Genomic DNA, 20,765 nt, shown 5'->3' on the forward strand with positions numbered 1-20,765 from the left:
CCCTAGGATCCGAGGCACTCAAATGCCTTGAATTGATTATTTATCATAACCATAATTCGTCTCACACTCAAACCCGATCATGACCAATCCCGACCTCCAACTCGACATTCGCGACGACGTCGCCATCGTCCGCCTCGCACGCGGCGCCAAGCGCAATGCGCTGTCGGACGGCCTGATCCTCGCGTTGCGCGACACCTTCGAGCAACTGCCCTCCACCGTGCGCGCCGCAGTGCTCGACGGCGAGGGCCCGCACTTCTGCGCAGGCCTCGATTTGAGCGAACTGAAAGAGCGCGACGCCGGCCAGGGCATGCAGCACTCGCGCCTGTGGCACGCCGCGCTCGACCTGATCCAGCACGGCCCGGTGCCGGTGGTCGCGGCGCTGCACGGCGCGGTGGTCGGCGGCGGGCTCGAGCTGGCGAGCGCCTGCCACATCCGCGTGGCCGATCGCTCCACCTTCTATGCGCTGCCCGAAGGATCGCGCGGCATCTTCGTGGGCGGCGGCGGCTCGGTGCGCATCCCCAAGCTGATCGGCGTGGCCCGCATGACCGACATGATGATGACCGGCCGCGTCTACAACGCCGAAGACGGCGAGCGCGCCAACTTCGCGCAGTACCTCGTCGACGAGGGCACGGCCTTCGACAAGGCCTTCGAGCTCGCCAAGCGCATCGCCACCAACGCGCCACTCACCAACTACGCGCTGATGCACGCGCTGCCGCGCATCGCCGAGCAGTCGGCCGACCACGGCTTCTTCACCGAAGCGCTGATGTCCGGCATCGTGCAGGCCGCGCCCGAGGCCAAGGAGCGCGTGCGCGACTTCCTCGAAGGCCGCGGCGCGAAGGTGAGCAAGGGATGACCGCCATCCGCTACCGCCCGCTGGCCTTCGGCGTGACCCGCGCGGTGCTGCGCGACGGCGCGCCAGGCACGCAGTACCTGCAGGCCGAGACGCAGCTCGACGCCTACCGCGAGCGCATGACCGACCGCCTCGCGCACTGGGCCGAACATGCGCCCGAACGCACCTTCATCGCCCGCCGCGAACGGCTGGCCGACGGCAGCACCGGCGACTGGCTGCGCGTGTCGTATGAACAGGCGCTGCAGGAAGCGCGCGGCATCGGACAAGCGCTGCTCGACCGCGGCCTCGACGCCGAGCGCCCGGTCGCGATCCTCAGCGAGAACGGCATCGAGCACGCGCTGCTCGCCCTCGGCTGCCTCTATGCCGGCGTGCCCTACTGCCCCGTCTCGCCGCCCTATTCACTCGTGAGCCAGGATTTCGAGAAGCTGCGCCACGTGCTGGACACGCTGACGCCCGGCCTCGTGTTCGCCACCGACGCGGCGCGCTACGGCCGCGCCATCGAAGCCGCCGTGCCGGCCGGCACCGAGGTCGTACTCGCGGAAGGCCGGCTCGAAGGCCGCGCCGCCACCGCGTTCAGCACGCTTGCGTCGACGCCCGCAACACCCGCCATCGACGCCGCGATGCGCGCGACCGGCCCCGACACCATCACCAAGTTCCTCTTCACCTCGGGCTCGACCAAGATGCCCAAGGCGGTGATCAACACGCACCGCATGTGGTGCGCCAACCAGCAGCAGCTGCGCCAGTCGATTCCCGCGCTGGGCGACGAGCCGCCGGTGCTGGTCGACTGGCTTCCCTGGAACCACACCTTCGGCGGCAACCACAACGTGGGCATCGTGCTGGACAACGGCGGCACGCTCTACATCGACGACGGCAAGCCCACGCCCGCGGGCATGGCCGAGACGCTGCGCAACCTGCGCGAGGTCGCGCCCACCATCTACTTCAACGTGCCCACGGGCTTCGAGGCGATCGCGCACGCGATGGAAAGCGATGCGGTGCTGCGCCGCAACCTGCTGTCGCGCGTGAAGATGTTCTTCTACTCGGGCGCGGCGCTGTCGCAGCCCATCTGGGACAGTCTGCACAAGACGCAGGAGGCCGAAGTCGGCGAGCGCATCGTGATGGGCACGGGCCTCGGCATGACCGAGTCGGGACCATTCGCGCTTTACGTGACTGGCCCCGAAGTGAAGTCGGGCGACATCGGCCTGCCCGCGGCCGGCATCGAACTCAAGCTGATCGAGGTCGACGGCAAGACCGAGGTGCGCTACCGCGGCCCCAACATCACGCCCGGCTACTGGCGCGCATCCGAAGCCACGGCCGAGGCCTTCGACGAAGAAGGCTTCTTCTCGACTGGCGATGCCGTGAAGTGGATAGACGACGCGAACATCCATCGCGGCCTGCGCTTCGACGGCCGCATCGCCGAAGACTTCAAGCTCGCCACCGGCACCTTCGTGAGCGTGGGCCCGCTGCGCGCGAAGATCATCGCGGCCGGCGCACCCTATGTGCAGGACGCGGTGCTGACCGGCATCAACCTGAAGGAAGTCGGCGCGCTGATCTTCACTACGCAGAAGGTGCGGCAACTTGCCAACCTGAGTGCGAACGCCACGATGCAGCAGGTGCTCGAAAGCGCGCCGGTACAGGCGCACTTCCAGCAGGTGGCGAACGAGCTGGCCGCCATGGGCACCGGCAGTGCGAACCGCATCGCGCGACTGCACCTGATGGCCGAGCCGCCTTCCATCGACAAGGGCGAAGTGACCGACAAGGGCTCGATCAACCAACGCGCCGTGCTCAAGCACCGCGCCGCGCTCGCCGATGCGATGCACGCCGGCACGCTGCCTTTCACCCTCGTGCCCCGCTAGACATTCCAGGAGACCACACACCATGAAGATCGAAGGACAAGCCGCCCTCGTCACCGGCGGCGCATCGGGCCTGGGCGAAGCCACTGCGCGCGAACTGGCACGGCTGGGCGCGAAGGTCGCGGTTCTCGACCGCAACGCCGCGCTCGCCGAGAAGGTGGCCGCGGAAATCGGTGGCGTCGCCTGCATCTGCGACATCACCGACACCGACAGCGTCACCGCCGCGCTGGACAAGGCCGCCGCCGCGCACGGCCCCGCGCGCATCCTGATGAACGTGGCCGGCATCGGCAGCGCCAAGCGCATCGTCGGCAAGGACGGCAACCCGGCGCCGCTCGAAGACTTCGTGCGCGTGGTCAACATCAATCTCGTCGGCGGCTACAACATGGCGCGCCTCTTTGCGGCACGCTGCGCCAAGCTCGAAGTGCTGGCCAACGGCGAGAAGGGTGTGATGCTCTTCACCGCTTCGGTCGCAGCCTTCGACGGGCAGGTGGGCCAGCAGGCCTACAGCGCCTCGAAGGGCGGCCTCGTCGGCATGACGCTGCCGATGGCGCGCGACCTCGCGCAGCACGCCATCCGCGTGTGCACCGTGGCGCCGGGCCTGTTCGCCACACCGCTGCTGCTGGAACTGCCCGAAGCCGTGCAGCACTCGTTGGCCGCGTCGATCCCGTTCCCGCCGCGCCTGGGCAAGCCTTCGGAATTTGCCGAGCTGGCCTGCCACATCGTCACCAACGGCCACCTCAACGGCGAAGTCATTCGCCTCGATGGCGCCCTGCGCATGGCGCCGCGCTGATTCCAGCCCCCAGCAGCAAACCAGGAGACAAGACCATGACCAACCGACGTCAGTTCGTGAACATGCTCGGCGGCACAGCCGCCATCGGCGCCCTGCATCCCCTCGCCGCACTCGCCCAGCTGGTGCAGCAGCAGGTGAAGATCTACTACGGCTTTCCCGCCGGCAGCGCTGGCGACAGCGTGGCGCGCCGCGTGGCCGACAAGGTGGGCGACACGCCCTTCACCAAGACGAACCCGGTGGTCGAGAACAAGCCCGGTGCGGGCGGACGCATCGCGCTCGACACGCTCAAGACCTCGCCGGCCGACGGCTCGGTGCTGTGTCTCGCGCAGGCCTCGGCGTTGTCGATCTATCCGCACATCTACACCAAGCTGGCCTACGCCATTCCGGACTTCGCGCCGATCTCCATCGGCGCGGTGATGACGCACGGCCTGGCCGTTGGCCCCATGGTGCCCGCCAGCGTGAAGACGCTGAAGGACTACATCGCCTGGGCCAAGGCCAACCCCGGCCAGGCCAGCTACGGCTCGCCGGGCGCGGGCTCCACGCCGCACTTCCTGGGCGCGCTGCTGGGCCTGAGCACCGGCGCCGACCTGCGCCATGTGCCCTACCGCGGCTCGCTGCCCGGCATCAACGACGTGGTGGGCGGCCAGATCGCCTCGTGCGTGACGCCCGCCGGCGATTGCCTGCCGTTCGCCAAGGCCGGCAAGCTGCGCGTGCTCGCCACCTCGGGGGCGCAACGCCCGGCCTACCTGCCCGATGTGCCGACCTTCACCGAACAGGGCTTTCCGGAGATCGTGGCCGACGAATGGTTCGGCTTCTTCGCACCGGCGAAAACGCCCGCCCCCGTCATCACCGCTGCGAGCACCGCGATCCAGGCTGCGCTGAAAGACAAGGCCGTGGCCGACGGCCTGCTGTCGGTCGGGCTGATCGCCCATGGCTCCTCGCCCGAGGAGATGAAGAAGTCGCTGCAGGCGGAGTACGAACGCTGGGGTCCGCTGGTCAAGAAGATCGGCTTCACCGCCGAGTCCTGAAGCAGCTGATGGATTACCGGCCCCGCCCCGAAGACGTCCGCTTTCTGCTGAACGTGGTGCTTGATGCGCCGGCGCGACTGCGGGCGCTCGCGCCCTTCGCCGAGGTCGACGAGGCGCTGCAATCGCAGGTGCTCGAAGAGGCCGCGCGCTTCGTTGGCGAGGTCGTGGCGCCCGTCAATCGCGAGGGCGATGAGGTCGGCTGCCGGTTCGACAAAGGCGAAGTCATCTCGCCGCCGGGCTTTCGCGCGGCGTACCAGGCTTTCGTCGATGGCGGCTGGCCTGCGCTTTCGGCCGCGACGGAAGACGGCGGCCAGGGCCTGCCTTCCGTGCTCGAGGCTGTGCTCTACGAATGGCTCAGCGCGGCGAACCACGGGCTCACGATGGCGCCGGGCCTGCTGCACGGCGCCTACGCCTGCCTCAAGCACCATGGCAGCGACGAACTGAAGCGCCGCTATCTGCAGAAGATCGCGACCGGCGAATGGCTCGCCACCATGTGCCTGACTGAAGCGCACGCAGGGAGCGATCTCGGCCAGGTGCGCACGCGCGCCATGCCGCAGGCCGACGGCAGCCTGCGTGTGAGCGGCAGCAAGATCTTCATCTCGGGCGGCGAGCACGACCTGACGCCGAACATCGTTCACCTGGTGCTGTGCCGATTGCCCGATGCATCGGCCGGGCCGAAGGGCCTGTCGCTGGTGCTCGTGCCCAAACTTTTGCCCGACGGCACGCGCAACGCGGTGCACTGCGAACGCATCGAGGAAAAGATGGGCCTGCACGGCAGCCCGACCTGCTCGATGCGTTTCGACGATGCCACCGGCTGGCTCGTCGGCGAAGCGGGCCGCGGGCTCGCCGCGATGTTCGTGATGATGAATTCGGCGCGCCTGCACGTGGCGCTGCAGGGCATCGGCCTGCTAGACGCCGCCTGGCAGAAGGCCGACGCCTACGCGGCCGAACGCCGCCAGATGCGCGCACCCGGCGCCGTGCCCGCGAGCCGCGGCACGGAAGCAGCCGACCTGATCGCCGAGCACCCCGCCATCCGCCGCATCCTCGACACGCAGCGCGCCTGGATCGACGGCGCGCGCACGCTGGCGTATCGCAGCGCGCTGATGCTCGACGTGGCCGCGCACGACGCCGACCCCAAAGCCCGCGAGCGCGCGCTGCGCTGGTGCTCGCTGGTCACGCCGGTGCTCAAGGCGGCCTGCACGCACCAGGCCTTCCACGGCGCGAGCGAATGCCTGCAGGTGTTCGGCGGCCACGGCTATGTGCGCGAGTGGGGCATCGAGCAGGTCGTGCGCGACGCGCGCGTCACCATGATCTATGAGGGCACCAACGAGATCCAGGCCATCGACCTGCTGGTGCGCAAGGTGCTGCCCGACGGCGGCGCCGCGATGTCGGCCGTGCTGCTCGAACTGCGCGACACGCTCGATGCATCGCGCGACGCCGACGCCGATGTGCAGCGCCGGCTCGCGCAGCTGCGCTACCTGGGCACGACCATCGCGATGTCTGCGCATGCCAACCCCGTGCTCCCCTACGAAGTGGCCGACGACTACCTGCGGGTGGTGATGCTCACGATGATGGCCTGGGCCTGGGCGCGCATCGAAGCGACCGGCGGCACCGACGACGCCGGCCGAACGCGCGCGGCCGCAGCCTTCCGCCGCTGGGTGCTGCCCGAGTTCGAGATGCGGCTGGGCATCGTCAAGCGCGCCTGCGAGAGTCTGGCCCTTTCGCACGCGGCAGCGGAAGGTGTCGCGCGGTAGGCTCCTGGCGCAGTCACGGGCGGTTACGCTCGGGGCCATGCCTGCTCCCGCGAAAAAAACCTCCCCCAAGAACGAGCCCCTCGCGGCCGCATCGAACCGATCGGAACGGCTCGATGCCCGCGTGCTCGAAACCCTGGTCGGCTACAACGCCCGCCGCGCCTGGCTGATCATCAGCGGCGTCTTCTCGGAGCGCATGGCGCCCTACGGGCTCAAGCAGATCGATTTCTCGGTGCTCTCGCTGCTGGCGCACAACCCGGGCGCCACCTCGCGGCAGCTGTGCACCACGCTCGACATCCTGCCGCCCAACCTCGTGAGCCTGGTGGCCACGCTGGACAGCCGGGGGCTCATCGAACGCCGGCCGCATCCGCACGACGGCCGCGCGGTGGGGCTGCATCTCACCGCTGACGGAGAGGCGCTGGTGCGGGAAGCCGAGCAGACCGTGGTGCAGCTCGAGTCCGATGCCAGCGCCAATCTCACGGTGCGCGAGCGCGAGACGCTGATCAAGCTGCTGCAGAAGATCTATCTCTGATCTCTGAGATTGCGGGCAGGCGTTAGAGCCCCCGCTCCACCATGTCGATCAAGCGCTGCCCCAGCGCATGCGTGGTCTCCGCATCGAGCGTGCGCAGCGGCCCGTGGATGATGAGCAGCGCCAGCCCGTGCACCGCCGACCACGCGAAGAATTCGGCATTCGGGCGCCGCGCCGGGTCGAGCACACCGGCGTCCACCAGCCGGTCGATCGCCGCACCCAGCAGCTGGAACGGGCCCATGCCGCTCGCCCCCGTGGCTGCGGGGCCCACTTCGCCCTCACCCTCCTCGGTCACCACGAAGGCCGTGCGGAACAGGCCCGGCTCGGCCTGCGCGAACCGCAGGTAGGCCGTGCCGATGGCGCGCACCTGCGCGCGGGCGAAGTCGGCGGGCGGCTGATCGAAATGCAGCACGGCCAGTTCCGACTCCATCGCCTTGGCCGCGGCCGAGAGCGCCGCGCCGCGCACCGCCAGCAACAACGCCTGCCGGCTGCCGAAATGCCGGTACGCCGCATTGGGCACAACGCCCGCGCGCCGCGTGGCCTCGCGCAACACCACGGCATCAGGTCCGCCGTCGCGCGCCAGTTCGACGCCCGCGTCCAGCAGCGCGCGGCGCAGATCACCGTGGCGGTAGGTGCTGCGGGCGGGCGGCAGGCTTTCGGGGACGTTGTTCAGCTTCATTGCAATTTCCATGTGGACACTGTCCATTATCCCTGCTATTCTTTGTGGACGGTGTACACAAAGTAGTTCCATCGTACTCGCGCAGAACCCGGTGCGCATCCTCGAAACCTCGATAGTCCAAAGGAAATGCCATGAAAGTCCAGTCTTACCTGTCCTTCGAAGGCCGTTGCGACGAAGCGATCGCCTTCTACAAGAAGGCGATCGGCGCCGAAGTCGTCCAGCTCATGCGCTACAGCGATGCGCCCGCCGATGCCTCCATGGAAAGCGGCGACGGCTGCGCCGGCGCCATGCCCAGCCCCGAGAAGGTGATGCACTCCGTGATCCGCATCGGCGAGACCGAACTGATGTTCTCCGACGGCCGCTGCTCGGGCCAGGCCGAGTTCAAGGGAATCATGCTGTCGATCACCGCCGCCACCGATGCCGACGCCCGCAAGTGGTTCGATGCGCTGGCCGATGGCGGCCAGGTCATGCAGCCGCTCACGCCGACCTTCTTCACCAGCAACTTCGGCATGCTGGCCGACCGCTTCGGCGTGGGCTGGCTGATGGTGGTGGACGCGGCAAAGTAATCGGTCACCACGAACAGCCCGCCCTGCCCCAGGAGTCCTCTCATGCTCAAGAAAATCGTCCTCGTCATCCTCGCGCTGATCGCGATCGTGCTCGTCTACGCGGCCACCCGGCCCGACACCTTCCGCGTGGAGCGCACGGCGCGCATCGCGGCACCGGCCGACAAGATCTTTCCGCTGATCAACGACTTCCACCGCTGGGGCGAATGGTCGCCCTACGAGAAGCTGGACCCTGCCATGAAGCGCACCTTCGGCGGCACGCCGGCCGGCCAGGGCGCCACCTACGCCTGGGAAGGCAACGACAAGGCGGGCGCGGGCAAGATGGAAATCGCCGAGTCGACGCCCTCCTCGAAGGTCGCGATCAAGCTCGATTTCATCAAGCCCTTCGAAGGCCACAACATCGCCGAGTTCACGCTGCAGCCGCAGGGCGACGCCACGCAGGTCACCTGGGCCATGTCCGGCCCGAGCCCCTACATCGCCAAGCTCATGGGCATCTTCTTCAACATGGACCAGATGATCGGCAAGGACTTCGAAACCGGCCTTGCCAACCTCAAGACGGCCACCGAAAAGTAACCAACCCAAGGAAACCACCATGTCCCCCATCCACGCCTACCTCACCTTCGACGGCAACGCGCAGGAAGCCATGCGCTTCTACGAAAAGACCCTCGGCGGCACCATCCAGATGATGATGACCATCGGCGAAGCGCCCGACACCGAGCAGATGCCGCCCGACGCCAAGAAGCGGATCATGCATGCCTCCCTTGCCTACGGCGACGGCATGCTCATGGCCTCCGACACCATGCCAGGCCAGACCTACGAGGGCATGAAGGGCTTCGGCGTTGCGCTGACCCTCGACAGCGTCGCCGAAGGGCGCCGCGTGTTCGATGCCTTCGCCGAAGGCGGCACCGTCTCCATGCCCTTCGAGAAGACCTTCTGGGTCGAAGGCTTCGGCATGGTGACCGACCGCTTCGGCACCCCCTGGCTCATCAACGGCGGCAAGCCGCTGGTCTAACAAGAACAGAACGCCGCATCGGCGACTTCTTCTCAGGAACCCACCCCATGACCGAAACACTCGACAACCGGAAGCGCTGGCTCGCATTGATGGTGCTCTGCCTCGGCGTCCTGATGATCGTGCTCGACACCACGATCGTGAACGTGGCATTGCCCTCGATCCGCACCGACCTCGGCTTCACCGAGACCTCGCTCGTGTGGGTGGTGAATGCCTACATGCTGACCTTCGGCGGCTTCCTGCTGCTCGGGGGCCGGCTCGGCGACCTGTATGGCCACCGCAAGCTCTTTTTGATCGGCCTCGTGCTCTTCACCGTCGCCTCGCTGGCCTGCGGCCTTGCCAACTCGCAGGTCCTGCTGGTCGCCGCGCGTGCGGTGCAGGGGCTGGGCGGCGCGGTGGTCTCGGCCGTGTCGCTCTCGTTGATCATGAATCTCTTCACCGAACCGGCCGACCGCGCGAAGGCGATGGGCGTCTACGGCTTCGTGTGCGCGGGCGGCGGCAGCATCGGCGTGCTGCTGGGCGGGCTGCTCACGAGTTCACTGAGCTGGCACTGGATCTTCCTGGTGAACCTGCCGATCGGCGTGGCGGTGTACGCGCTCTGCGTGGCGCTGCTGCCCAACGCGCGCGGCCAGGCGCATGGCGAAAAGCTCGACGTGGCCGGTGCAGTCACAGTCACGCTCTCGCTCATGCTCGCGGTGTACGGCGTGGTCAACGGCAACGAGGCCGGCTGGGGCTCCACCCAAACGCTGGGCCTGCTCGGCGCGGCGGTGGTGCTGCTGGCCAGCTTCATCACCATCGAGGCGCGCGTCGAGCATCCGCTGATGCCGCTCGGCCTCTTTCGCCTGCGCAGCGTGTCGGTCGCCAACGTGGTCGGCGTGTTGTGGGCGGCGGCGATGTTCGCGTGGTTCTTCATCTCGGCGCTCTACATGCAGCTGGTGCTGAACTACTCGCCGATGCAGATCGGCCTGGCCTTCCTGCCGGCCAACATCATCATGGCGGTGTTCTCGCTCGGCCTCTCGGCCAAGCTGGTGATGCGCTTCGGCATCCGCAAGCCGCTCGCGGCCGGACTGTGGCTCGCGGCCATCGGGCTGGCGCTGTTCGCGCGCGCACCGGTCAACGGCAGCTTTGTCGTCGACGTGCTGCCCGGAATGATGCTGCTCGGCCTGGGTGCGGGCATGGCGTTCAACCCGGTGCTGCTCGCGGCCATGAGCGAGGTCGATCCCGCCGATTCGGGCCTCGCCTCCGGCGTGGTCAACACCGCCTTCATGATGGGCGGCGCCCTGGGCCTGGCCGTGCTGGCCAGCGCCGCCGCGGCGCGCACCGGTTCGATGGAAGCGGCCGGCGCGCAGATGCCGCTCGCGCTCACCGGTGGCTACAACCTTGCGTTTCTCGTCGGCGCCGTGTTCGCGGCACTGGCGGGTTTGATCGGGGCCTTGCTGCTTCGCACCGCACCGCCGGCGCAAATGCAGAACAACGAAGAAGCGGCACCCCGCGGGGCGGCGAGCGAATCGGCGTCGTGACGAGCACGACGCCATGCAGCCGCCGCTGTTTTTCCTTCAACGTTTCTATCTTTCATTCAGGAGATCTCCCATGGCCCGCTATGTAGACGGTTTCATCGTTGCCATTCCCACAGCGAAGGTCGAGGCTTATCGCAAGCTCGCACGCAAGGCCGGCAAGGTCTGGATGGAGTACGGCGCGCTCGAGTACGTGGAGTGCATCGCCGACGACGTGAAGCCCGGCAAGCTCACCTCGTTTCCGCAGAGCGTGAAGCTCAAGGCCGACGAAACCGTGGCCTTCTCGTGGATCGTCTACAAGTCGCGCAAGCACCGCGATACGGTCAACAAGAAGGTGATGGCCGACCCGCGCATCGCTGCGATCGACCCGAAGACGATGCCGTTCGATGGCAAGCGGATGATCTTCGGCGGCTTCAAATCAATCGTGGAACTCTGACCCGACGCGCAGGCCTCAGGCGATGAACCCGTCATAGACGAGCTTGAGGCCGGTGAGCAGCATCCCGAGATACGCGAAGCGATAGAACCACGTCGCATCGATGCGCCTCGCGATCCGGATGCCCACCCACACGCCGAGCGGCGCGAGCGGCATCAGCGCCACCGACGTGGCCAGCGTGCGCAGGTCGATGAGGCCGAGCCATGCGTAGGGAATCCACTTGCTGAGATTCACCACGAAGAAGAAGTACGCCATCGTCGCCGTGAACACCACCGGCTTGAGCCTGAGCGGAATCACGTAGGCATTGATCGGCGGCCCGCCCGCATGCGCGATGAAGCTCGTGAAGCCCGACACCACCGTGAGCGCCGCGCCCACGCCGCGCGAGGGCAGCGGATCGTCGGACTTGGGCGGAAACGCGAACCGCTGCGCCAGGAACAGCAGCGTGAACACGCCGACGATGCCCGCCACCGTGTGCGCCGGCAGCACGCGGAACAGCAGCGTGCCGACCACCGTGCCGATCAGCCCGAACGGAATCAGGAACTTGAGCAGCGACCGATCGAAGTCGCGCCGGAACGCGGCGATTCCCAGCACATCCATCAGCAGCAAGAGCGGCATGAGGATCGCCGCCGCCTGCGGCACCGTGACCGCGAGCGCCATCAGGGGCACCGCGAGCGAACCGAAGCCGGCGCCGAAGCCGCTCTTGCTGATGCCGAGCAACAGCACGGCGGGAACGGCGACCGCATAGAAATGCGGGTCGGTGATGAGGGGGAAGACCATGGGTGTGACGGGCGCAGAAAAAAGCCTGCGGTGACGGCAGGCTGGGCGAGCGTAGCAGGATGGTCCGGGGCGCGCTCGCGGCGGCGGAGCGCGCCATCGTCGTTCTTCTTCAGGCGGGCTGGGTCTGCTTCAGCGGGTTCAGCACGAAGTCGAAATCCAGGCGCCAGCGCCCATCGCTCTGCTGCTTCCACGGCGCGACCAGCGATTGGCGCACCGCGAACACCGCGTCGGAGTCGAGCCACTTGTCGCCCTCGCGGAACACATGGGTGATGAGGTTTTCATAGCCCGGCGCCTCGATCTTGAAATGCAGGTGCGCGGGCCGCCACGGATGGCGGTTCGTCGCGCGCAGCAGGTCGCCCACGGGGCCATCGACCGGAATCGGATAGGCCTCGGCCAGCACGCTGCGGAAGTGCAGCGCGCCATCGACCCCGGTGCGCAGGCGGCCGCGATTCTCGGCATGGTCGAGCCCCGCGTGCTGCACGTCGTAGTGGCCGCCTTCGTCGGCCTGCCACACGTCGACGACCGCACCGGCCACCGGCTCGCCGTCGAGTCCGCGCACCGTGGCGTACACATCGCAGGGCACGCCCGCGGCGCCGTTGGCCACGTCGTCGCCGTGCTCGTACTCGGGCGCGCCTTCGACGTAGAAGGGCCCGAACACGGTGGCCTCGGTGCAGCCGTCCGGCTTGCCGTTGTTCATCGCGATGGTGAGCATCGACAGGCCCAGCACGTCCGACAGCAGGATGAATTCCTGGCGCTTGTCGTCGCACTTCTGGCCGGTGGCGGTCAGGTACTGGATGCCCTGGAACCACTCGGCCTCGGTGAGCTTCACCTCGCGCGCGAAGGCGTGCAGGTGCTGCACGAGGCTGGTCAGGATCTCGTGCAGCCGCGCATCGGGCGTGTCGGCCAGGCGCGCGAGCACGGCCTGGGTGATGTTGTCCTGGTTGAGGTTGCGCATCGTGGCTGTCTCCTTGTTCCTGCCGTCGCCGTGTCTGTCGTGTCGTGCCTTTTGGGGTGCTGCGGACTGTAGGCCGCGCACCGCGCCCCCGGAAGCGCCACGGCGCAAATGATTTTTCCGCCCAGCGGAACGGTCGTGCCATCGGCCACCGCGCATCACCAGTCGATGCGGCCGGCGTTCCGGAAAAAAAGTGCGCCGCGTTACGTAACGAATCGCGAAAGCAGGCCGCCGCACAGCCCGGAGCCTGCCCCTCCCGATGCAGGAAACCCTTTTCAAATCAATCACATAGCTCGCTTGTGGCGAGTGCGGCGAAGACCTCTCGCAAAGGCGGCACGCATGTTGCGCTTTGTGTTTACTTTTCCACGAGGAGGTCGCCATGATCACCACCGCCCAAGCCCCCATCGGCTCGATCCCGGCATCTGCCGACAACGGTGCGGCCCCCGTGGTCCTGGCCCAGGCCAGCGTCACGCCGATCGCGCCCATGGGTGCGGCCGCGACGACAGCGGCGCCCTCCGGACCTGTGAGCCTCGGCTCGTTGTCCAACGCCACGCCCGGCACGGTGGTCGTGCGCGACGGCGTGCGGATTCCGGTGGACGGCAGCCAGAGCCTGATGGCCGGCGACCGCGTGATCGTTCCCGACGGCGGCCATGCCAACGTGCTGTTCCCCGGCTCGACAATCAACAAGGCGCCGCTCTCGGGCGTCTTCGAAGGCGGCACCGACGCCACCATCGGATCGACCAAGCTGCCCGGCGGCCTGGAGCAGGTGAATGTTGACGTGGCCGCCGGCAACCTGGAGGTCACGCCGGCCGACAGCGATGCGGACGCCGCAGCCGTGGCCGTGACCAAGAAGGCCGCGGGCGGCAGCGGCATCGGACTGGGTGAATTCGCCCTCGGCGCGCTGGGCGCTGTCGCGCTCGGCGCCGCGCTCGGCGGTGGTGGTGGCGGCGATGGCGGCGGTGTTCCCTTCCTCGTTCCGGGCATCGGCGACGGCGACGCGGACGCCGATGCGGATGCAGATGCCGACGCGGATGCGGACGGAGATGCAGACGCGGACGCTGATGCAGACGCGGACGCTGATGCCGACGCGGACGCTGATGCAGATGCAGATGCAGATGCAGATGCAGATGCAGATGCAGACGCAGACGCAGACGCAGACGCAGACGCAGACGCAGATGCGGACGCTGATGCAGATGCCGATGCAGATGCCGACGCGGATGCCGATGGAGACCATCTGCTCGATCCAGGCGACGGCGCCGTCGGCCATCTGGTCGGCGCGCTGGACGACCTTCTCGGTCTGGGCGGCGGAAGCGGCGCGGCCGCGGCCCGGGCTGCTTCCAGTTCGTCCGGCACGCTGGGGTCGCTGATGCCCACGGTCGATGGCCTGACGGACCTGGTGGACAACGTGCTCTCGCCGATCGCGGGCAGCGAGTTCACGGCCAACGATCCGAACGAATTCGATCCGGTGGACGACACGGTCGAGAACGTGCTCGTGGACATCGGCGGCGTGCTGACTCCCGTGGTCGACGGCCTGCTGGGCAACGGACTGACGGATGCACTCGTCGATTCGCTGATCGGCCAGGTCGACTACCTGACCGATGCGCTCGGCAACATCCTGGACAACGTGCTCGGCAGCGACGGCCTGCTCGGCGGCGTGACCACTGGCCTGGGCATCGACGGCCTCGTGGACGGTTTGATCGGCGACGACGGCGTGGTCGGCCAGGTGCTCGAAGGCCTATTGGGCGACGACGGCTTGCTCGGCGGCCTGCTGGGCGACGACGGTCTGGTCGGACAACTGCTGGGTGACGACGGTTTGCTGGGCGGCTTGCTCGGCGATGGTGGCCTCCTCGGCGGTGTCCTGGGTGACGACGGCCTGCTGGGTGGTTTGCTTGGCGGCGACGGCGGTCTTCTCGGCGGCGTGCTCGGTGACGACGGCCTGCTGGGCGGCCTGCTCGGCGGCGACGGCGGTCTCCTCGGCGGCATCCTCGGCGACGACGGTCTGCTGGGCGGTTTGCTCGGCGGTGAAGGCGAGCTCCTCGGTGGCGTGCTGGGTGACGACGGCCTGCTGGGCGGTCTGCTCGGTGGCGACGGCGGCCTCCTCGGTGGTTTGCTCGGCGACGACGGCCTGGTGGGCGGCCTGCTTGGCGACGACGGACTCGTTGGTGGATTGCTCGGCGGAGACGGCGCGCTTGCCGGCCTCTTGGGCAGCGAAGGTCTCTCCGGCGGACTGCTCGGTGAGGGTGGCCTCGTGGACGGCCTGCTCGGACCCGACGGCGTGGTTGGCGGCCTGCTCGGTGGCGACGGTGGTCTCCTCGGCGGCGTGCTGGGTGGCGAGGGCGGTCTCCTTGGCGGTGTCCTGGGTGATGACGGCCTGCTGGGCGGCTTGCTCGGCGGCGACGGTGGTCTCCTTGGCGGCCTTCTCGGTGACGACGGCCTCTTGGGTGGTGTCCTTGGTGGCGACGGCGGTCTCCTTGGTGGCCTGTTGGGCGACGATGGCCTCCTGGGCGGATTGCTCGGAGGTGATGGCGGCCTGCTCGGCGGTGTGCTGGGTGAGGACGGTCTCCTGGGCGGTGTGCTCGGTGGCGAGGGCGGTCTCCTTGGCGGCCTGCTCGGCGACGACGGCTTGCTCGGTGGGCTGCTCGGCGGCGACGGTGGTCTCCTCGGCGGCGTGCTCGGTGAAGACGGCATCGTCGGTGGCCTGCTCGGCGGCGACGGCGGTCTCCTTGGCGTCGTAATCGGCGAAAACGGCATCGTCGGTGGCCTGCTCGGCGGTGAAGGTGGCCTCCTCGGCGGCGTGCTCGGCGAAGACGGCATCGTCGGCGGCCTGCTCGGCGGCGACGGTGGTCTCCTTGGCGGCGTACTCGGCGAAGACGGCATCGTCGGCGGCCTGCTCGGCGGCGACGGTGGTCTCCTCGGTGGCGTACTTGGCGAAGACGGCATCGTCGGCGGCCTGCTCGGCGGCGACGGCGGTCTGCTCGGCAGCGTGCTCGGCCAGGACGGCCTCGTCGGCAACCTGCTCGGCGGCTTGCTGGGCGGCAACAGCCCGGCGGCCAACATCCTGGAGCCGGTCTCGTCGCTCACCGAAGCCATCGAGCCGATCGCGGCCAGCGTGACGCACGCGGTGTCCGGTGCGGCGGCGCCCGTGACCGACATCCTGGCCGGCGCGGGCTCGGCGCTCGCGCCTGTGGTCAGCGTGGTGGAAGGCGTCGGGCAAGCAGTCACCCCGCTGGTGACCGAGGTCGTGACCCCGATCACCAGCCTGGTCGACCACGCGGTGTCGCCGGTGACGAACATCCTGCACGGCCTGTTGGGCTGATCCCGCCGCGCGGACGGCACGAAGAGACAAGGAGGGACCGGCGACGGTCCCTCTTTTTTTGCGTGCGCTGCGGCCATCGCGGCGCATGGGGCGGCCTCCTAGAATCACCGGCTCGGTGGCCCGGCAAAGCAAAAGCCGGAGTCAGCCACCACAAGCCAAGCCCTCGGAGACACACACCCGCCATGGACCGCTGGACCGAAATCGCCCTGCTCGTGCAGATCGCCGATGCCGGCAGCCTGAGCCGTGCGGCCGAGGCGCTGGGCCTCTCGAACGCTGCCGCGAGCCGCCACCTGAGCGCGCTCGAAGCCCGGTTGGGTGCGCGGCTGGTGGAGCGCAACACGCGGCGCCTCTACCTCACCGACACCGGCCGCGAGTTCTGCGTGCGCGCCAAGACCATCCTGGCCGACCTGGCCGATGCCGAATCGACGGTGAACGCCACCGCGCTCAACCCGACCGGCGTGCTGCGCATCACGGCCTCGCTCTCGTTCTCGATCCACCACATCGCGCCGCTGCTGCGCGAGTACACGCAGCGCTATCCAGGCGTGATGGTGCATGTGGAAGCGGCCAACCGCTACTTCGACCTGATCGACAACAACATCGACGTGGCGATCCGCACGCGCGAATACGAGCCCGATTCGAACGTGACGATCCGCCGGCTGGGCGAGACACGGCGCATCCTCGCGGCGGCGCCGCGCTACTTTGCCCAGCACGGTTTCCCGAAGACGCTGGACGACCTGAAGCAGCACAAGCTGCTGATCTACACCCACGCCAACAACCCGAACGAGCTGCGTTTCACGCGCAAGGGCGAGACGCACACGGTGTCGGTCGCCGGCCTGCTCGAATCGAACGACGGCCAGGTGCTGCGCGCCGCCGCGCTCGACGGCATGGGCATCCTGGTGCAGCCGACCTACATCGTCTACGACGACATCGTGGCCGGCCGCCTCGTGCCCACGCTGGACGACTGGGACCTGCCGCACCTGGCGATCAACCTGGCCTACCCGAGCCGCAAGCACCTGTCGGCAAAGGTGCGCAGCTTCATCGATTTCATGGCCGCTCACTTCCAGAAAATGGACTACGAGCGCAAGTGGACCAGCCATTTCGGCGCCCACTGATCGCGCCATTCACCAAAAGATGTGCGTTTACGCACATCCCGCTTTCCGGCAGATCCGCACACTGGAACCGCAACCGCCGCACTCCGTGGCGGACCCTTCCTTTTTCAAGTTCCAAGGATCTGCCATGAACACCGTAGCTGCCAACACCCCGCGTGCGCCGATCGCATCGTCGTCGTTCACGTCCCCCTCCCCCGCCGCGCTGGACGATGCCGGCAAGTTGCTGCTGCGCGTGACCATCGGCGTGCTCGTGCTGCTGCACGGCATCTTCAAGCTCTCGGCCGGCGTCGGCTTCATCGGCGGCATGCTGGCCAAGGCCGGACTGCCGGGCAGCCTCGCCTACCTCGTGTATGTCGGTGAAATCGTCGCGCCGCTGCTGCTGCTGGCCGGTTACTGGACCCGCGCCGCCGCCGGCGTGATCGTCATCAACATGATCGTGGCCCTCGGCCTCGTGCACATGGCCGACCTGTTCGCGCTGACCAAACAAGGCGGCTGGGCGCTGGAACTGCAGGGCCTGTACCTGTTCGGCGCGCTGACCGTGGTGCTGCTGGGCGCGGGCCGCTTCAGCGTCGGCGGGACGAGCGGACGCTGGAACTGATCCGGAAACTCGGCCTCAATCGCCGCGCACCTGGGAGACCATCAGTTCCAGGCGGGCGGCGTCGGCCACCAGCAGCGCCTTGCCGTCCTTACGTAGCACGCCGCTGCGCACCAGCACATTGAGCTCGCGGGTCACCTGCTCGCGGTTCGTGCTGATCTGGCTGGCCAGCGCCGCGTGCTTGGGGGCCGGCTCCAGACGGGCTTCGTTGCCCTCCACGCCGGCGGAGCGCGCAAGCCGCAATAGCTCCGCATGCAGCCGGTTCTGCACGCCGAGGGTGCTCAGGTCGATCACGCGTTCGGAGAGCTGGCGTACCAGCGAAGCCAGCCGCTGCATCACACGTTCGGCCACCCGCGGCTCGTCGCGGAGGAGCGCCATGAAGGCGGGGCGATCGAGGCTGGCGACCACGCTGGGCTCCAGCGTGACCACGTCGGCGGAACGCGGGCCGCCGTCGATGGCGGCGATGTCGCCGAAGTACTGGCCTGCTTCGGCATCGCGGAAGGTGACCTGCCGGCCGTTGGCCGAATAGGTCGTCACCCGCACACGGCCCGAGACCAGCAGGAACACCTCGCCCTGCTGCTCAGCGCGCAGCAGCAACGGCTTGCCGGCCTCCACGCTGTGCCACAGGCACTGCTGGGCGAGCAGGTCCAGGCGTTGGTCGGAGAGGCCTTCGAGCAGCGCGATCTGGCGCAGCGCAAGGCTGGAGCGAGGAGTGGGTTCGGGTGTGGCCATGCCGGTCGGTGGGAGCGCGCGCATTATGCTCGGGTGCCGCTTCGAACCCGTTCATGGACAGACGTTCCCCGCCACCCCCTTCTTCCCCTTTTTCGCTGAGACCGCCGACACGGCGCAATCTCCGCTGGGCGAGCGGGCTGGTGCTGATGGGCTACGTGACGGTTCACCTGCTGAACCATTCGCTGGGCATCTATTCCTTTGAGCTTGCCGAGAGCGTGCTGCGCGTCGCGCAGAAGTTCTGGCACAGCCTGCCGGGCACCGTGCTGCTCTACGGCGCGGCCTTCACGCATCTGGCGCTGGCCGTGGTCGCGCTGTGGGAGCGGCGCACCCTGCGCATGCCTCCGCTCGAAGGCCTGCGCGTGCTGCTGGGCTTTGCGCTGCCGCTGCTCATCGCCACCCACCTGACGGCCATACGCGGTGCCTACGAAGCCTATGGCATCGACGGCTCTTACGTCCGCGTGGTCTGGGGGTTGTGGAGCCTGCCGGGCGCGGCCGCGCAGTTCAGCCTGATGCTCGCGGCCTGGAGCCACGGCTGCCTCGGCCTGCACTTCGCGCTGAGGGCCAAGCCGACCTACCGGCGCTTTTCTTACCTGCTGCTGGCCTTCGCGGTGGTGCTGCCGCTCACGGCGGCGATGGGCTTCATCTCGATCGGCCGCGAGTTCCAGTGGACCGGCGTGCCGACCGTGCCGGTGCCGACGCCCGCGCAGGGCCAGGCGATCGCCGCGGCGGACCGCAACCTCAAGTGGCTCTACGCGCTGGCGCTGCTCGCGCTGCTCTCGGCACGCTGGGGACGCAACTGGTTCGCGCGCCTTTCGCGCCAGCCGTCCATCGCGCTGCGCTACCCCGATCGCACAGTGCAGGTGCCGCGCGGCTGGAGCGTGCTGGAGGCGAGCCGCTCGCACGGCATCGCGCACGTGTCGATCTGCGGCGGCCGCGCGCGTTGCTCCACCTGCCGCGTGCGCGTGGTCGGCGCGGCCGAACACATCGGCGTGCCGGGCCGCGACGAGCAGCGCACGCTCGAGCGCGTGCGCGCGCCGGCCGACGTGCGGCTGGCCTGCCAACTGCGCCCGCGCGGCGACATCGAGGTCACGCCGCTCTTCGCACCGCTGCCCAACGGGGGCCGGCCCGCACCGGTCGGTAACTTCGGGCGCGAGCGCGACGTGGCGATCCTGTTCGTCGACCTGCGCCGCTGGTCGGGGCTCTCGGAGCGGCAGTGGCCCTTCGACCTCGCCTACGTGCTCGACCGCTACTTCGCCACCGTCGGCGCAGCCGTGCGCGAGAGCGGCGGCGTGCCCAACCAGTTCATCGGCGACAGCGTGATGGCGATCTTCGGGCTCGAGTGCGACCTGCCCACCGCGTGCCGGCAGGCCCTGCATGCGACCACGCTGATCGCCCAGCGCATGGACGCGTGGAGCGAAGGCTTCGAGGCGCAGTTCGGGCAGCGCCTGGAGTTCGGCATGGGCCTGCATGCGGGGCGCGCGGCGGTCGGCGAAGTGGGTTACCTGGAGACCACCACCTTCACCGCCATCGGCGAAGTGGTGAACACCGCGAGCCGTTTGCAGGACCATTCGAAGACGGCCGTATCGCGCCTCGTCGTCTCGCTGTTCGCTGCGCAGCAGGCCGGCGTTGCGGACACGATGGGCGCATGCGAAACGCTCACCGTGCGAGGCCGCTCCGAACCGCTTCAGGTGCTGTATCCGCAAGCCGGAATCCTTCCCGCCTAGTTGACGAAAGCGGTGCGCAAACGCACAGCGCGAACCACGATGCGATTTCACACTGCATCCCGTGGCAACGACGAATGTCCGCCGCCCACACAGCAGTCATCCGAAGGACTTTCATCATGAACACCAAGCAACTCATCGCTCTTTCCGCCGCCGCATTCGCCATGTTGGGCGCAGCGGGTGCCGTACACGCCGAAACCTACGAAGGCGTGCATTCGATCGCCTCGCAAGCCAGCCGCGCCGACGTGCGCACCGAAGCCGTGGCGGCCGCGCACAGCGACAACCCCTATGCAGAGGGCGCCAACGCCGGCTCGGCCTCGACCATCGTTTCGTCGACCAGCCGCGCCGCGGTCCGCGCCGAAGCCGTTGCCGCCGCGCACAGCGACAACCCGTACGCCGAAGGCGCTTCGTCGGGCGTCGCACCCTTGGTGGCCAGCACCATCGACCGCGCCACGGTGCGTGCCGCCGCCCGCGCTGCCGCCCGTGGCGATGCGCTGCCGCTGTAAGCGGTTCGCAGCACCCCGCCCGCTTCGGCGGGCTCGCACATTCAAGCCGGCCCTTGCGAAA

General features: G+C 68.4%; 20 protein-coding genes. 16 read left to right on the forward strand and 4 right to left on the reverse strand.

Translation table 11 applies throughout. The features are described from left to right. The first annotated feature begins 79 nt into the window (after nucleotides 1–79). The 6 genes from NU688_RS25915 to NU688_RS25940 are packed head-to-tail and all read left to right on the forward strand — an operon-like array spanning nucleotide 80 to nucleotide 6,801. Nucleotides 80–853, forward strand: a complete 774-nt coding sequence (locus NU688_RS25915) for a crotonase/enoyl-CoA hydratase family protein (protein WP_257863710.1) — start codon at nucleotides 80–82, stop codon at nucleotides 851–853. Then, nucleotides 850–2,703, forward strand: a complete 1,854-nt coding sequence (locus NU688_RS25920) for a feruloyl-CoA synthase (protein ID WP_257863711.1) — start codon at nucleotides 850–852, stop codon at nucleotides 2,701–2,703. The genes NU688_RS25915 and NU688_RS25920 overlap by 4 nt, the downstream gene beginning before the upstream one ends. Nucleotides 2,704–2,725: 22 nt before the next feature. Beyond that, the gene (locus tag NU688_RS25925; protein WP_257863712.1) at nucleotides 2,726–3,490 is read left to right on the forward strand and encodes an SDR family NAD(P)-dependent oxidoreductase; all 765 of its coding nucleotides are present in this window, start codon (nucleotides 2,726–2,728) and stop codon (nucleotides 3,488–3,490) included. A gap of 35 nt (nucleotides 3,491–3,525) precedes the next feature. After that, complete coding sequence (locus NU688_RS25930) at nucleotides 3,526–4,518, forward strand: Bug family tripartite tricarboxylate transporter substrate binding protein (RefSeq protein ID WP_257863713.1); 993 nt, start codon at nucleotides 3,526–3,528, stop codon at nucleotides 4,516–4,518. Nucleotides 4,519–4,526: 8 nt separating this feature from the next. Further along, on the forward strand, nucleotides 4,527–6,272 hold the full coding sequence (locus tag NU688_RS25935; RefSeq protein ID WP_257863714.1) for an acyl-CoA dehydrogenase family protein: 1,746 nt from the start codon (nucleotides 4,527–4,529) through the stop codon (nucleotides 6,270–6,272). A gap of 37 nt (nucleotides 6,273–6,309) precedes the next feature. Next, nucleotides 6,310–6,801 (forward strand): MarR family winged helix-turn-helix transcriptional regulator, encoded by a 492-nt coding sequence (locus tag NU688_RS25940; RefSeq protein ID WP_257863715.1) that lies wholly within the window; start codon nucleotides 6,310–6,312, stop codon nucleotides 6,799–6,801. A gap of 22 nt (nucleotides 6,802–6,823) precedes the next feature. Here NU688_RS25940 and NU688_RS25945 read toward each other — a convergent pair whose 3' ends face one another. Continuing rightward, the gene (locus NU688_RS25945) at nucleotides 6,824–7,477 is read right to left on the reverse strand and encodes a TetR/AcrR family transcriptional regulator (RefSeq protein ID WP_257863717.1); all 654 of its coding nucleotides are present in this window, start codon (nucleotides 7,475–7,477) and stop codon (nucleotides 6,824–6,826) included. 131 nt (nucleotides 7,478–7,608) lie between these two features. Here NU688_RS25945 and NU688_RS25950 point away from each other — a divergent pair, with 131 nt between their 5' ends. The 5 genes from NU688_RS25950 to NU688_RS25970 all read left to right on the forward strand — a co-directional run bounded on the left by NU688_RS25950 (nucleotide 7,609) and on the right by NU688_RS25970 (nucleotide 10,999). Beyond that, on the forward strand, nucleotides 7,609–8,043 hold the full coding sequence (locus tag NU688_RS25950) for a VOC family protein (protein ID WP_257863718.1): 435 nt from the start codon (nucleotides 7,609–7,611) through the stop codon (nucleotides 8,041–8,043). Nucleotides 8,044–8,085: 42 nt separating this feature from the next. After that, a complete protein-coding gene (locus NU688_RS25955) occupies nucleotides 8,086–8,613 on the forward strand; it encodes an SRPBCC family protein (protein ID WP_257863719.1) in 528 nt (175 codons plus the stop codon). A gap of 19 nt (nucleotides 8,614–8,632) precedes the next feature. Continuing rightward, the gene (locus tag NU688_RS25960; protein ID WP_257863720.1) at nucleotides 8,633–9,052 is read left to right on the forward strand and encodes a VOC family protein; all 420 of its coding nucleotides are present in this window, start codon (nucleotides 8,633–8,635) and stop codon (nucleotides 9,050–9,052) included. 47 nt (nucleotides 9,053–9,099) lie between these two features. Next, nucleotides 9,100–10,569 carry a DHA2 family efflux MFS transporter permease subunit gene (locus tag NU688_RS25965; protein WP_257863721.1) on the forward strand — a complete coding sequence of 490 codons (1,470 nt, stop codon included), beginning with the start codon at nucleotides 9,100–9,102 and terminating at the stop codon, nucleotides 10,567–10,569. A gap of 70 nt (nucleotides 10,570–10,639) precedes the next feature. Then, nucleotides 10,640–10,999, forward strand: a complete 360-nt coding sequence (locus tag NU688_RS25970; protein WP_257863722.1) for a DUF1428 domain-containing protein — start codon at nucleotides 10,640–10,642, stop codon at nucleotides 10,997–10,999. A gap of 15 nt (nucleotides 11,000–11,014) precedes the next feature. On the opposite strand, the gene NU688_RS25975 is transcribed toward NU688_RS25970, so the two are convergent. Further along, nucleotides 11,015–11,773: a sulfite exporter TauE/SafE family protein gene (locus NU688_RS25975; protein WP_257863723.1), complete on the reverse strand. Its 759-nt coding sequence runs from the start codon at nucleotides 11,771–11,773 to the stop codon at nucleotides 11,015–11,017. A gap of 109 nt (nucleotides 11,774–11,882) precedes the next feature. Next, nucleotides 11,883–12,728 carry an intradiol ring-cleavage dioxygenase gene (locus NU688_RS25980; RefSeq protein ID WP_257863725.1) on the reverse strand — a complete coding sequence of 282 codons (846 nt, stop codon included), beginning with the start codon at nucleotides 12,726–12,728 and terminating at the stop codon, nucleotides 11,883–11,885. 376 nt (nucleotides 12,729–13,104) lie between these two features. On the opposite strand from NU688_RS25980, the gene NU688_RS25985 reads away from it, so the two are divergent. The 3 genes from NU688_RS25985 to NU688_RS25995 all read left to right on the forward strand — a co-directional run bounded on the left by NU688_RS25985 (nucleotide 13,105) and on the right by NU688_RS25995 (nucleotide 17,748). After that, nucleotides 13,105–16,041 carry a hypothetical protein gene (locus NU688_RS25985; RefSeq protein ID WP_257863726.1) on the forward strand — a complete coding sequence of 979 codons (2,937 nt, stop codon included), beginning with the start codon at nucleotides 13,105–13,107 and terminating at the stop codon, nucleotides 16,039–16,041. A gap of 182 nt (nucleotides 16,042–16,223) precedes the next feature. Further along, entirely contained in the window at nucleotides 16,224–17,153 is a 930-nt protein-coding gene (locus NU688_RS25990; RefSeq protein ID WP_257863727.1) for a LysR family transcriptional regulator, read from the forward strand. A 124-nt stretch (nucleotides 17,154–17,277) separates the two neighbouring features. Continuing rightward, a complete protein-coding gene (locus NU688_RS25995) occupies nucleotides 17,278–17,748 on the forward strand; it encodes a DoxX family protein (protein WP_257863731.1) in 471 nt (156 codons plus the stop codon). Between the two features lie 15 nt (nucleotides 17,749–17,763). Here the strand turns inward: NU688_RS25995 and NU688_RS26000 are convergent, their stop codons facing one another. Continuing rightward, nucleotides 17,764–18,501, reverse strand: a complete 738-nt coding sequence (locus NU688_RS26000; RefSeq protein WP_257863732.1) for a Crp/Fnr family transcriptional regulator — start codon at nucleotides 18,499–18,501, stop codon at nucleotides 17,764–17,766. Between the two features lie 29 nt (nucleotides 18,502–18,530). On the opposite strand from NU688_RS26000, the gene NU688_RS26005 reads away from it, so the two are divergent. Together NU688_RS26005 and NU688_RS26010 are read left to right on the forward strand one after the other, a co-directional pair. Next, on the forward strand, nucleotides 18,531–20,201 hold the full coding sequence (locus NU688_RS26005; protein WP_257863733.1) for an adenylate/guanylate cyclase domain-containing protein: 1,671 nt from the start codon (nucleotides 18,531–18,533) through the stop codon (nucleotides 20,199–20,201). Nucleotides 20,202–20,317: 116 nt separating this feature from the next. After that, nucleotides 20,318–20,704 (forward strand): helicase SNF2, encoded by a 387-nt coding sequence (locus NU688_RS26010; protein WP_257863735.1) that lies wholly within the window; start codon nucleotides 20,318–20,320, stop codon nucleotides 20,702–20,704. Nucleotides 20,705–20,765: the final 61 nt, after the last annotated feature.

Origin of the sequence: Variovorax sp. ZS18.2.2 (assembly GCF_024701975.1) — a bacterium.
GTDB lineage: Bacteria > Pseudomonadota > Gammaproteobacteria > Burkholderiales > Burkholderiaceae_C > Variovorax.

What these genes read in the sequence shown, in the direction of transcription:
- NU688_RS25915 (WP_257863710.1), top strand. Translation starts at nt 80, where the DNA reads ATGACCAATCCCGACCTCCAACTCGACATTCGCGACGACGTCGCCATC.
- NU688_RS25920 (WP_257863711.1), top strand. Translation starts at nt 850, where the DNA reads ATGACCGCCATCCGCTACCGCCCGCTGGCCTTCGGCGTGACCCGCGCG.
- NU688_RS25925 (WP_257863712.1), top strand. Translation starts at nt 2,726, where the DNA reads ATGAAGATCGAAGGACAAGCCGCCCTCGTCACCGGCGGCGCATCGGGC.
- NU688_RS25930 (WP_257863713.1), top strand. Translation starts at nt 3,526, where the DNA reads ATGACCAACCGACGTCAGTTCGTGAACATGCTCGGCGGCACAGCCGCC.
- NU688_RS25935 (WP_257863714.1), top strand. Translation starts at nt 4,527, where the DNA reads ATGGATTACCGGCCCCGCCCCGAAGACGTCCGCTTTCTGCTGAACGTG.
- NU688_RS25940 (WP_257863715.1), top strand. Translation starts at nt 6,310, where the DNA reads ATGCCTGCTCCCGCGAAAAAAACCTCCCCCAAGAACGAGCCCCTCGCG.
- NU688_RS25945 (WP_257863717.1), bottom strand. Translation starts at nt 7,477, where the DNA reads ATGAAGCTGAACAACGTCCCCGAAAGCCTGCCGCCCGCCCGCAGCACC.
- NU688_RS25950 (WP_257863718.1), top strand. Translation starts at nt 7,609, where the DNA reads ATGAAAGTCCAGTCTTACCTGTCCTTCGAAGGCCGTTGCGACGAAGCG.
- NU688_RS25955 (WP_257863719.1), top strand. Translation starts at nt 8,086, where the DNA reads ATGCTCAAGAAAATCGTCCTCGTCATCCTCGCGCTGATCGCGATCGTG.
- NU688_RS25960 (WP_257863720.1), top strand. Translation starts at nt 8,633, where the DNA reads ATGTCCCCCATCCACGCCTACCTCACCTTCGACGGCAACGCGCAGGAA.
- NU688_RS25965 (WP_257863721.1), top strand. Translation starts at nt 9,100, where the DNA reads ATGACCGAAACACTCGACAACCGGAAGCGCTGGCTCGCATTGATGGTG.
- NU688_RS25970 (WP_257863722.1), top strand. Translation starts at nt 10,640, where the DNA reads ATGGCCCGCTATGTAGACGGTTTCATCGTTGCCATTCCCACAGCGAAG.
- NU688_RS25975 (WP_257863723.1), bottom strand. Translation starts at nt 11,773, where the DNA reads ATGGTCTTCCCCCTCATCACCGACCCGCATTTCTATGCGGTCGCCGTT.
- NU688_RS25980 (WP_257863725.1), bottom strand. Translation starts at nt 12,728, where the DNA reads ATGCGCAACCTCAACCAGGACAACATCACCCAGGCCGTGCTCGCGCGC.
- NU688_RS25985 (WP_257863726.1), top strand. Translation starts at nt 13,105, where the DNA reads ATGATCACCACCGCCCAAGCCCCCATCGGCTCGATCCCGGCATCTGCC.
- NU688_RS25990 (WP_257863727.1), top strand. Translation starts at nt 16,224, where the DNA reads ATGGACCGCTGGACCGAAATCGCCCTGCTCGTGCAGATCGCCGATGCC.
- NU688_RS25995 (WP_257863731.1), top strand. Translation starts at nt 17,278, where the DNA reads ATGAACACCGTAGCTGCCAACACCCCGCGTGCGCCGATCGCATCGTCG.
- NU688_RS26000 (WP_257863732.1), bottom strand. Translation starts at nt 18,501, where the DNA reads ATGCGCGCGCTCCCACCGACCGGCATGGCCACACCCGAACCCACTCCT.
- NU688_RS26005 (WP_257863733.1), top strand. Translation starts at nt 18,531, where the DNA reads ATGGACAGACGTTCCCCGCCACCCCCTTCTTCCCCTTTTTCGCTGAGA.
- NU688_RS26010 (WP_257863735.1), top strand. Translation starts at nt 20,318, where the DNA reads ATGAACACCAAGCAACTCATCGCTCTTTCCGCCGCCGCATTCGCCATG.